This is a genomic window from Embleya sp. NPDC059213, assembly GCF_042754445.1.
Lineage (GTDB): Bacteria > Actinomycetota > Actinomycetes > Streptomycetales > Streptomycetaceae > Embleya.
On record NZ_JBHZAV010000259.1, the window covers coordinates 1 to 10,714 of the forward strand.

General features: G+C 71.9%; 11 protein-coding genes. 7 read left to right on the plus strand and 4 right to left on the minus strand.

What is annotated here, in order from left to right:
• From ACFXMF_RS44055 to ACFXMF_RS44065, 3 genes are all read left to right on the plus strand, one after another.
• Window positions 1-293, plus strand: a 293-nt coding sequence (locus tag ACFXMF_RS44055) for a hypothetical protein (protein ID WP_380021179.1), incomplete at its 5' end; no start/stop codon positions are given.
• 252 nt (window positions 294-545) lie between these two features.
• Window positions 546-1,391: an aspartate/glutamate racemase family protein gene (locus tag ACFXMF_RS44060; RefSeq protein ID WP_380021181.1), complete on the plus strand. Its 846-nt coding sequence runs from the start codon at window positions 546-548 to the stop codon at window positions 1,389-1,391.
• Window positions 1,392-1,477: 86 nt separating this feature from the next.
• Window positions 1,478-2,158, plus strand: a complete 681-nt coding sequence (locus ACFXMF_RS44065; protein ID WP_360323679.1) for a hypothetical protein — start codon at window positions 1,478-1,480, stop codon at window positions 2,156-2,158.
• Window positions 2,159-2,218: 60 nt separating this feature from the next.
• On the opposite strand, the gene ACFXMF_RS44070 is transcribed toward ACFXMF_RS44065, so the two are convergent.
• Window positions 2,219-3,103 carry an AraC family transcriptional regulator gene (locus tag ACFXMF_RS44070; protein WP_379990474.1) on the minus strand — a complete coding sequence of 295 codons (885 nt, stop codon included), beginning with the start codon at window positions 3,101-3,103 and terminating at the stop codon, window positions 2,219-2,221.
• A 54-nt stretch (window positions 3,104-3,157) separates the two neighbouring features.
• Between ACFXMF_RS44070 and ACFXMF_RS44075 the strand changes: the two genes are divergently transcribed.
• On the plus strand, window positions 3,158-4,453 hold the full coding sequence (locus tag ACFXMF_RS44075) for an MFS transporter (protein WP_360323683.1): 1,296 nt from the start codon (window positions 3,158-3,160) through the stop codon (window positions 4,451-4,453).
• 108 nt (window positions 4,454-4,561) lie between these two features.
• On the opposite strand, the gene ACFXMF_RS44080 is transcribed toward ACFXMF_RS44075, so the two are convergent.
• The gene (locus ACFXMF_RS44080; RefSeq protein WP_360323685.1) at window positions 4,562-5,161 is read right to left on the minus strand and encodes a YbhB/YbcL family Raf kinase inhibitor-like protein; all 600 of its coding nucleotides are present in this window, start codon (window positions 5,159-5,161) and stop codon (window positions 4,562-4,564) included.
• Between the two features lie 192 nt (window positions 5,162-5,353).
• Window positions 5,354-7,180, minus strand: a complete 1,827-nt coding sequence (locus ACFXMF_RS44085) for an alpha/beta hydrolase (protein WP_379990477.1) — start codon at window positions 7,178-7,180, stop codon at window positions 5,354-5,356.
• A 378-nt stretch (window positions 7,181-7,558) separates the two neighbouring features.
• On the opposite strand from ACFXMF_RS44085, the gene ACFXMF_RS44090 reads away from it, so the two are divergent.
• Window positions 7,559-8,662, plus strand: coding sequence for a serine hydrolase domain-containing protein (locus tag ACFXMF_RS44090; protein ID WP_360323689.1), 1,104 nt, complete (start codon window positions 7,559-7,561; stop codon window positions 8,660-8,662).
• 281 nt (window positions 8,663-8,943) lie between these two features.
• The gene (locus ACFXMF_RS44095) at window positions 8,944-9,387 is read left to right on the plus strand and encodes a hypothetical protein (RefSeq protein WP_379990478.1); all 444 of its coding nucleotides are present in this window, start codon (window positions 8,944-8,946) and stop codon (window positions 9,385-9,387) included.
• 73 nt (window positions 9,388-9,460) lie between these two features.
• Here ACFXMF_RS44095 and ACFXMF_RS44100 read toward each other — a convergent pair whose 3' ends face one another.
• Window positions 9,461-9,739, minus strand: coding sequence for a hypothetical protein (locus tag ACFXMF_RS44100; RefSeq protein ID WP_360323693.1), 279 nt, complete (start codon window positions 9,737-9,739; stop codon window positions 9,461-9,463).
• 171 nt (window positions 9,740-9,910) lie between these two features.
• Here ACFXMF_RS44100 and ACFXMF_RS44105 point away from each other — a divergent pair, with 171 nt between their 5' ends.
• Window positions 9,911-10,606 (plus strand): restriction endonuclease, encoded by a 696-nt coding sequence (locus ACFXMF_RS44105; protein WP_360323695.1) that lies wholly within the window; start codon window positions 9,911-9,913, stop codon window positions 10,604-10,606.
• The last annotated feature ends 108 nt before the right edge of the window (window positions 10,607-10,714 follow it).

Below are 10,714 nucleotides of genomic sequence, written 5' to 3' on the forward strand. Positions count from 1 at the left end.
ACGTACTCGTGGGGTTCTTCCTGGACCTCGGGATGCCCCCGCAGAACGCCTACCGGGCCTGGTCGATCACCGTGCTCCAGGTCTCCGGCTTCACCGAGGTCTGGGACGCCTGGCACGACCGACCGCCGCCCGGCGCGGACCCGGCCGGACGGATCGGCGTACCGACGACGCCGTCGGTCGAAGAACTCCCGAACCTGCGACGCCTCGCGGCCGAATCCGACCCGGAATCCCCGGACGTCCTGTTCGAATCGGTCCTGACCATGCTCATCGCGGGCGTGGAATCCATGAAGTGACCTTCCGTCCCGGGTGCCGTCGGCACCTCGGCGTGACGGGGGCGAGCGACCCGTCGCGTACACCACACTCGACGGCACCGGGACGATGCTTGTCCGATCGCGACGGGATACGGCGTCGTCGGTGGTGGGTGCTTCGGAGCCCGGGACGGAGATGCGTCGGGCCGTTCGGTGTCGCGGACGAAGCGGGAGCGGATGGCGCCGCCCGAGACTGGCGACCATGCGAACGCAGGCGGGAACTGCCGGGACGACACGATGACGCGGAGCGCGACGGGGTGTTGTGACGAGGGCCCACGCGACCTCGGGCGCGGAGCCGGTCACTTCACCCCGGGGCGGGGGAAGGGGCCCACCGAGCAGCGGAGTGGGCCGACGCACGACGACGGCGAACCTCCCCTGCTGGGGGTGCTCGGCGGGATGGGTCCCCTGGCCACCGCGCACTTCTATCGCCGCCTCGTCGAACGCACGCCGGCTCGGCGCGACCAGGAGCACCTCCGGGTCGCCATCTGGGCCGACCCCACGGTCCCCGATCGCACCGAAGCCCTGCTCGGCCGGGGCCCCTCGCCGGTCCCGGGGATGCTCCGGGGCCTGCGTTGGCTGGCCCAGGCCCGGGTGTCCTGCGTCGCCATCCCGTGCAACACGGCCCACGCCTATGTCCGGGAACTGCGCGAGCACACCGAGTTGCCCATCCTCGACATGGTCACCGCCGCACTCCGGTCGTGTCGGGCACGCCGGCCGGATGTGGAACGCATCGGTGTGCTCGCGACCCGGGGCACCCGTACCGCCCGCCTCTACGAGATCGCCGGGCAGGGCCTCGGGCTGACGGTCGTCCAGGTCTCGACGGCTACGCAGCGCGAGCACGTGGACCGCGCCATCGCCTTGGTCAAGGAAGGTGGCGACTCGGCCGTGGCCGCCCGCCACATCGCTGCGGCGGCCCGCGAACTCCTCGACCGCGGCGCCCGGATGGCGATCGCCGCCTGTACGGAGATACCCCTCGTCATGGCCGAGGCCGAGCGGATCCTGCCGGTCCTGGACTCCACGGCGGCTCTGGTGGACAGCGTTCTCGCCGAGCTGTGCCCGCCTTCGGCGCCCGGCCGACGCTGACCACCCCGTAGCGCATCCAGGCCCGACTGCTCGACGCGGCCCTAGACTTGGGCATGGTGCCAGGCTCGTGGAGCGAGGAGACAAGCATGCGGAACCGGACGGGGCCACCAGCGGCCGAGGGGTGGACGCACACCGACGAATACCTGTGGCACACCTGCGACATCGTGGCCGATGTCGTCACCGGTCAGGCCGATCGCCGCCCGCTCGTGGCGAGTACGGCCCGGATCGAGCCGGGGGAGCGGGTGCTCGCGACCGGCACCGGGGAGCAGTTCAGGCTGCGCGCGGTGGGCAACGGCAGTTACCGCACCACCGGGGTGGCGGCGGTCGGCAGGCCGGGGTTCGTGGTCGGTGCGCTCGCCCTCACCGCCCTGAGCAACTCCGCGCGTCGCAAGCGCGCGCAGCAGGACACCGTCCCGCGCTGGGTGCACGACGGCGGCGGCGAACTGACGATCACGCGGATGTCGGCGTACCTCGCCCACCCCCGCAATCCGCTGAGCCTCGGCTTCACCGGCCTCGACCAGATCGACCTGCCCGAGGCCGGCGTGTTCGAGGCCCGCTACCACGACATGTACGGCAAGGGCTACATGAACGTGCGCCTCGCCACTCCCTGGGCGTCCCTGGTCTTCGCGCTGGCGGCCCTCGCGGCCTTCCCGTCCCACCCCCGGCTCCTGGGCGGCACGTGGCTCCCGCCGGGCTTCGAGGAGCGCTGCGCCCACTTCGGCCGACCGGTGCGCTCCGCTCAGCGACTGGTCCTGGGCCAGGGCTGACAGTCGTCCCGGCGGGCCGAACGGGTCGTCACGCCGGCGTGCTCCTCCCGTGGGTGCCGTTCATGCCGGTCCGTGTGAATCGGGCGCGGATGTCGTGGTCGGGGGCGCAGGGTCGGCACCGGGGGCCCGGCCGGATCGGTCGGGCGTCGGGCGGCTCGGGGCCGGGTCCTCCGTCGATGGGCCGGTGTCGGCCTCGTGCAGCGCCACGCTTCGGTACGCACCCGGGGTCTGGCCCATGGTGTGGGCGAAGGTGTCGATGAACGCGCTGGTCGTGCCCCAGCCGCAGCGGCGGGCCGTCGTGGTGACGTCGGCTCCCTCGGCCAGTTGGATCATGGCGTGGAAGACCCGGGTGTTGGTCCGCCACCGGGGGTACGTCGTGCCGAACTCCGTGCGGAAGAGCCGGGTGAGCGTTCGTTCGCCGACACCGACGTGGCGGGCCAGCCAGGCGATGGTCCGGGGCCGGCTCAGGTCCTCCTCGACCACCCGGCAGGCGTGCGCCAGTCGCGGGTCCCGGGCCGTCGGCAGGGTCAGGGGTCGTACGCGGGCGCGGCGCAGCCGATCGTTGAGGACCGCCCGGAGCCGCCGTGACTCGGCGGTCGGCAGGTCCGGTTCGGTGCAGGCGACGAAGAGTTCGCGCAGCAGACCGTCCGCGGCCACGACGGTGGGCGAGTCGACGGACAGGGGCGTGTCGTCCGACGCGAAGCCCAGGGTGTGTACGGAGCTGTGCCCGTAGACCCGGTGTTCGTGCCACGTGTTCGCCGGGATCCAGACGGCACGGTCCCGGCAGGCCACCCAGGCACCCTGCCCGGTGCGGACGGCGAGCACGCCGGCGCTGACGTAGATGAGCTGGTGGTAGGGGTGCCGATGGCGGCTGATGAACTCGCCGGCGGCGTGCGCGTGCGCGGTGGCGGGGGCGATCGACCGGTGCCGGCGGTTCTGCGACATGAATAGGCAGATTAATGGAAGCAGGCCGGCGGGGACTCGTGACAGCGTGACGTCGTGAGCACCGCACCGGAGGCCCCGGACCGCCAGTCGACGAACGAGCCGCGGGCTCGGGCGGGCCGCCTGGCCGGGGGCATTCGTCGCGCGGCCGTGGACACCCGCCCGCTGGCCGTGCCTGCCTATCGGCGGGTGCTGGTCGGTCAGGGCGCGTCGCTGGTGGGCACGATGGTCACCGAGGTCACCGTCCCCGTGCAGATCTACCAGATGTCGCATTCGTCGTTGTACGTGGGGCTGGCGGGCCTCGCCGGATTCGTGCCGATCCTCGTGTTCGGCCTGTACGGCGGAGCGATCGCCGACCGGGTCGATCGTCGCCGGCTCTGCCTGTGGTCGTCGCTCGTGACCTGGGTGGTGACGATCGCGCTGCTCGCCCAGACGCTCCTGAACGTCCGGTCCGAGGTGCTGTTGCTGGTCCTGGTCGCCGTCCAGGCGGCCGGCTTCGCCACGGCGTCCTCGGCGCGCGGCGCGATCATCCCGCGCATCGTGCCGTCCGAACTGGTCCCCGCCGCCAACACGTTGAGCTTCACGGTGGGCAACATCGGCCAGATCCTGGGGCCGCTCGTCGCCGGCGTCCTGCTCACCCTCCCGCACGGCTTCGGCTACGCCTACGCCGCCGACGCGGTCCTGTTCACCCTCTCCCTGTACTCGACGTTTCGGCTGCCTGCCATCGAACCGACGGGGGCGGCGATCGGCAGCGGAATACGCGCCGTGGTCGAGGGACTTCGCTTCATCGGCGGCAGTCCGGTGTTGTTGATGTCGTTCGCCGTCGACATCGCCGCCATGGTGCTGGCCATGCCGAACGCGCTCTTCCCCGAGGCCGCCGCCACCCGCTTCCACGGCGGCATCGGCGTGCTGTACTCGGCGGTCGCCATCGGTTCCCTGGCGGCGGGCCTGTGCAGCGGATGGATCGCGCGCATCCGTCGTCAGGGCGTCGCGCTCACCCTCGCGGTGGTCGGCTGGGCAACCGCCATCACGCTGGCCGGGCTCACCCACACCCTGTGGCTCGCCGTCCTGTTCCTCGTGCTCGCCGGCGCCGCGGACCTGGTGAGCGCCGTCTATCGGCAGACGATCCTCCAGACGTGGGCGCCGGACGAGATGCGCGGACGCATGCAGGGTGTCTTCACCGTCGTCGTCACCGGCGGCCCCCGGCTCGGCGACCTGCGCGCGGGAGCCATGGCGGCGAGCACGACACTGGTCATCGCCTGGTCGGGCAGCGCGCTGGTGTGCATCCTGCTGGTCGTCGTGGGCGCCCTCGCGGTACGCCCGTTCTGGCGTTACGACGCCGCACGGCGGTGAGCCGCCCGTCCGCCGACGGACGGCAACCACCGCCGCACCCCCACGAGTTCGACGGATCGTGGCCCGATCCGCCGCCCCACCGCGGTCGTTGGGGCGGGGCGGCGGGGGCTACGATTCGCCGCTGATCCCGGCCGAGCCGATCGAGGCGGCGGTGATCGTCCGGGCGGCGGTCCGGGTGGACGAGGCGGAGTTCAGTTCGGTCAACGACGTGCGGTCGAGGGCGTACACGACGAACTCGTAGGTGTTGATCGTCGAGGGCGAGCAGGGGCCCTGGTAGCCGAAGAGACTCGCGCTTCCCCGGTAGTAGACCTGCCGGGCTCCGGCCGGGACCGACGGCCGGTAGGCGTGTTCGACGTTCTGCGGGAGCGAGGTCGTGTTCACCGGGATGTCGTAGGCGACCCAGTGGATGAGGTCGGCGTTGTCGAGGTCGCGCATGACCACGGCGTAGCTCTTGGCGCCGGCCGGAGCACCCGACCAGGCCAGTGGCGGGGACTCGTTCTTCTTCGCGGGGTCGTTGCCGCCGCCGCTGGTGCACTCGTGGATCTTGGGGATGAGGCCGCCGTCGACGAAGGCGGTGCTGGACAGGGCGAACGCGCTCCGACCCGCCGGCGACGCCGACGCTGCCGCCGCCGACGAGGCGGCGACGGGCGAGAGGCCGGCGGTGCAGGTGACGAGCAGAGCGCACAGCACAGTTCTCGTGCTTCTCACTGGAGGCTCCCGAGGATTCTTTCGGTTCCTTTGGTCCGTCCACGTGGCACATGGTGTCCGCTTGTCCGCGCGCGCGGCGAAGCCAGCGTATGCGCCCCGGATTCCGCCGACCAAGGCACTTTTCTCGGGAAACGCGGTACATGACGCCTTGGTTGCGGGCCCGGACGCGTTCGGGTTCCCCGCCCCCGATGCCTAATGGCGGAGCGGGTGTTGTGCCATGAAGGCGAGCAGTCGGTCGGTGTCGGTGTCCGTCCAGTTCGGGGGTGGGAGCGTGGCCGCCCAGGCGACCGCGGCGCCGTTTCCGTAGCGGTGGCCGTGCGGGGCGGTGGTACCGAAGGACACCGCGAGGTCCACCGTGGTCTGCCAGAACGTGATGATCGGGTAGTAGCGCACCTCGCGGGTGATGTCCGGACCGAGCGGCGCGTGCAACCACGCGGGCTTGTCGAACAACAGGTCGGGGCTCCACCACACCACGGGATCGGAGGCGTTCTGGAGGTAGACGATCCGCGGTCGCTCCCACGGGCCGGGCGGGCGGCGCAGGTCCGTGGCGGGGAACTGGCCGAAGCGTACGTGCCGGCCGCCGTCGTACACCGGCCGCCACACCGGGCTGCCCCGGTCGCGGTCGTCCTCCATGCGATTCCACAGCCGACTGGCGAACGGCGGTCCCTCCAGCACGACCGCGTCGGCGCCGGCGATGAGTTCGGCCGGGTCGGCGAAGACGGCGTCGGTGGCGTACGCGCCGAGGGATTCGCCGCCCAGCACCAGCCTGGGGCGATCCGCCGCGGGCAGCGCGGACCACCGTGCCCGGACCGCGTGGTACAGGGCCCGCTGGGCACGTTCGGCGCGCCCTCGGTCGACCAGGAAGGAGATCCAACTGGGCAGGTACGAGTACTGGATCGCGACCGTCGCGGTGTCGCCGGCGTACATGTACTCCAGCGGGGCGGCCAGGTTCGGGTCGACCCAGCCGCTGCCGGTGGTCGCCTGCACGGCGAGCACCGCGCGGGTCCAGGCGCCGGTGCGGTCGAGTTCGCGGACGGCCAGGTCGGCGGCCTCGCGGAAGTCCTCGTCCTCCGGGTTCTCGCCGATGTAGACCCGGATCGGGACGGCGGCGGGTCGGCCGGTGAACCGGGTGATCAGCGCCGGGTCGGTGGCCTGCGCGACGAACTTGCGGCCGTTGGCGCCCAGGCTGTGCCAGGACACGAGGGAGCCCGGGCCGCCGGAGCGCAGCGGCGAGTCGGGGCGGGGGAGGTTGGGGTCGATGGCGCCGTTGATCGCCTTCGCGGTGTGGTCGACGAATCCGATGAAGCCGCGCTCCCACACCACGTCGTGCAGGCTGACCACGACCAGGAGGGTGACCGCGGCCGGCCCCAGTACGTAGGCCAGCGGGCGGGGCAGCCGGCGGCCCAACCAGCGGATCGACGTGCGGGCCGCCAGCCGCAGGCCGCGGGCGAGGGTGAGCAGGAGCAGCCCGGTGCCGAGGGTGATCACCACGATCATCAGGCCGTTCCAGGGCGACGACGGGTTCAGGCCCTGGAGCGCGCGCAGCCGGCGCTGGGCCTGCGCCGACCACACCAGGCCGGCGACCGTCCCGATGCCGGCCACCAGGTAGTACGCCCACCACGCGCGCACCCGGAACCGCTCGCCGGGGCGGCGCGCGACGCACGCGCGGATCGCCGTGGCCGCGAGCACGCCGAGGGCGTATCCGGCGATTCCGGCCAGTCCACCGATCAGGCCCTGCCAGGGCCATGGACGCGGCAGCAGGGACGGGGTCAGCGACAGCCAGAGGAACGCCGTGGCCACGCACATGCCGATCAGGTCGGGCCAACGGCGGACCACGCGGCGGGTGTTCGGCGGGATGGTCGGGTAGGGGTGGGCGAGCAGGCGGCGGATTCGGGAGGCGGGCGGCGGGGGTGGTGGGGCGGCGTGGGATCCCGTGGGGTGTGGCGGGCCTTCGGATCGGGCCGGTTCGGCGGACGGCGGCTCGTCGTTCGGATCCGGTCTCGTTCCTGGCGCCACCATCCGATCAGCGTCCTCCGCGGTCGGACCGGCGGCGCGGTACGACATGGCAACCGCCGCGCAGGTCACCGGTTCGGCGGTCCCTCGGGCGGGGGAGGCGGGTGTCTTGTTTTCCCCCATGCGGGGAACCGAAGTTGGCTCTCGTGTGGGAAGACGCCCGGTGTCGCCGATTCGTAGCGTGGTGGGGACGACGCGGGAGGTCCGCGTCCGGTACTTCGGGGGGACGCCGTGGCACGGATCCCATGTGTGCGTCGACGTCGGTTCGCGTTCGTGGCGGGGGCGTCGGCTGCGGCGCTGGCGCTGTCGGGCTGCTCGGGCGGGAGGGAGGACCACGAGAGGGCAGGGGCTTCCGCCTCCGCCTCGGCTTCCGCTTCCGCTTCCGTGCGGGCCAGTGGGGCGGCGGGCAGTGCCACGGCCGGTGCCACGGGCACGGCCGGCGCGCCGATGCCCGCGCGGGCGGCGGCCGTTGCCGCGTACCTGGACAAACACTGGCCGTCCGGTGCGGGAGGGGCGGTGGTCACGGCCAAGGACGGCGGACTCGTCGGTTGTCGGGGCCGAGGCCGAGCGAACCGGGAGGCGGGCATCGACGCCGGATGCGACACCGTCTTCGACATCGGTTCGATCACCAAGTCCTTCACCGCCGCGGCGATCCTGAAGCTGGAGACGACCGGCGCGCTGCGGGTGACGGATCCGATCTCCGACCACCTGGGGCCGGTCCCCGCCGACAAGCGCGGCATCACCGTGCACCACCTGCTCACCCACACCTCGGGCCTGCCCGAGAGCCTGGGCGACGACTACGCACCACTGAGCCGCGACGCCCTGCTCACCCGGGCGCTCGCGGCGCCCCTGGAGTCGACGCCGGGTGTCATGTTCGCGTACTCCAACGTCGGATACTCGATGTTGGCCGCGATCGTCGAGCGGGCGTCCGGCACGCCGTACCCCGAGTTCCTTGCCCGGAACCTGTTCGAGCCGGCCGGGATGACCCGCACCGGCTATCGTGCGGCCGACCCGCGACGCGACGACATCGCCGTCGAATACGACTCCGACGGTCGCGGCCACGGCACCCCGTTGGACCATCCGTGGGCGCCCGACGGCCCCTACTGGAACCTGCGCGGCAACGGCGGCCTGCTCTCCACCGCGCACGACATGTACCGCTGGTATCTCGCCCTGGACGGCGAGTCGATCCTGCCCGCCGCGGCCAAGGCGAAGATGTTCGCTCCGCACGTGCCCGAAGGCCCCGACACGACCCAGTCCTACGGCTACGGCTGGTCCATATTGCCCGGTGCTCCCGGCGTTCCCGGCCCGATCGCCACGCACAGCGGCGGCAACGACCTGTCCTACGCCCGATTCCTGATCCGCCCGGCCGATCGGGTCATGGTCTTCTGGGTCACCAACCACGTCGCACGGGAGGGCAAGTGGAACCTCGACGAGCAGGACCGCGAACTCACCCTCCGCCTCGCGACGTTGACCGCGACGGACACCTGACGGCGGCGTCCGGGGACGCCCCGGGCCCGACGGCTCCTCGTGGTCGTTGCGCTCCGGGGCCTCGGCCGTCGAGGACACGGACGTGATCGTCCGCGCCGTCCGGTCCGACGTGACGAAGCAGGCGGATGTGTCACGAACGTGTCCTGACGTGCGCCGCCTTGCAACTGGGCCGACGGCGCCCGTGTCTGAAACCTCCGAGAGCCCGCTCACCAGGAGCGGTGCCCGACTCGGAGGACGAGAGCATGCACGTTCGGAAGATTTCAGGGTTCACCCTCGCCATCGTGGCTGCCGGCCTGGCACTGACGGCTTGTGACAACGGCGGTGGCGACAAGACGCCCTCTTCCACCACCGGCTCTTCCGTCTCCACCGGCACCCCGCAATCCCGCACCTCCGTACCCGATGCCACCCCCGGCTCCGCTCGGGCCGACACCCCTTCCGGCTCCTCCCACAGCACCCCGCCGGGCACCCCCAACAAGGCCGGGGTCAAGTGCACGAACCAGATCAACTACGCCGGGGACCCGAGGCCCAACGCCGAAATCAACTCGATCGGCGAGAAGACGGGTTACTGCCCGGCACCGAAGAACGAAGGCACGCCGTCGGGCACCCCCAACAAGGCCGGGGTGAAGTGCACGGACCAGATCAACTATGCGGGGGATACGCGGCCCAACGCCGAGATCAACTCGATCGGCGAGAAGACCGGCTACTGCCCGCCGGTCAAGCGCTGACCAACGCGCCGAGACGTACCGGGAGATGTGAACCGGGGCCGAGACGTCGTGGGCGACCCCGGGGTTCGGTCCGTCACCAATCCTGGTTGTGTTCCAACACGACGACGTCGTTCCCGCACCCGACGACCAACGCCCGGTTGGGGGTCACCGCCAGTACTCCATCGACCTGGTCGGGGAAGGACAACACGGTTGCCTGCCGGGAGACCAGGTCCCAGATCCGCACCGTTTCGTCGTTCGTACCGCCGGTGACGGCAACGGCCCGCCCACCGATCCGGGTGCACACCAGTGCGCGTACCCGATCGGTGGATGCGGTCCCGCCGATCCCGACCACCAACGCGCCCCCGACGTGCACGACCCACCTCCACTCGAGCCCGTGATCCCGGCCGCCAGGATGACAGCCCGCCGCCCCGCCCGTCGCCGATCACCCACTCCCGCGAAACCACACGAAACGCCATACCGGCCCCGGCGCCGCGCGTCGGCGTCCACACTGGAATCGAGGATGTCGACGACGCGGGGGATCGCCATGACGCAGCCGCAGAAGCGTGGTTCGACGCAAGGGGTGCCGCGATCGACGGGGACGCGGGTGGCGGTGATCGTCGCGCTGCTGATCGTGGTGGCGCTCGCGTTCGCCGTCGGGGGCGGCGGGGTGGCCGTCGCGGTGTCGGTGGTCGTCGGCCTCGCGGAGGTGGGGCGGCGGTTGTGGGGTGCCCACCGTGCCGCGCGGGCGGCGGACGAGCGGTGGCGACACCAGGACGCGGTGGCCGCCGGACGACGGCGGACCCTGGCGGAGGTGGACGCCCTCACCGGGACACAATTCGAGGAACTGGTGGCCGACCTGTGCCGCAACGACGGCTGCACGCAGGTGCGTCGGGTCGGCGGCTCCGGGGACAACGGGGCGGACGTGTTGTGCCGCCTGCCCGACGGGCGCTTCGCGGTGATCCAGTGCAAACGCTACGCGCCCACCCGCAGGATCGCCCCCAAGGAGGTCCGCGATCTCCTCGGCGCCAAGACCCACTTCGCCGCCGACGTCGCCGTCCTGGTCACCACCGGTACGTTCAGCAAGCAGTCGACAACCTTCGCCGTGGACAACGGCATCCTCGCGGTCCACCGTGACTTCTTCGGGCTGTGGAACCAGGGAACACCCCTCGCCCGACTCGCCGCCCTCAACGGAACCGGCCAAGGCCGAACCCGACGCCGACCGAAACCTCGCCACGAATGAAACCACTCCCGCCCCATTGCCGGCTACACCCGTCGACGCCGAGGCCGACGGGTACAGCCGCCGATCACCCGCGATGGACACGCCCCCGAACACGCATCACGACGTGCT

Coding starts and splice junctions, on each gene's coding strand:
- ACFXMF_RS44060 (WP_380021181.1), top strand. CDS start 546: ATGACGCGGAGCGCGACGGGGTGTTGTGACGAGGGCCCACGCGACCTC.
- ACFXMF_RS44065 (WP_360323679.1), top strand. CDS start 1,478: ATGCGGAACCGGACGGGGCCACCAGCGGCCGAGGGGTGGACGCACACC.
- ACFXMF_RS44085 (WP_379990477.1), bottom strand. CDS start 7,180: ATGGTGGCGCCAGGAACGAGACCGGATCCGAACGACGAGCCGCCGTCC.
- ACFXMF_RS44105 (WP_360323695.1), top strand. CDS start 9,911: ATGACGCAGCCGCAGAAGCGTGGTTCGACGCAAGGGGTGCCGCGATCG.
- ACFXMF_RS44070 (WP_379990474.1), bottom strand. CDS start 3,103: ATGTCGCAGAACCGCCGGCACCGGTCGATCGCCCCCGCCACCGCGCAC.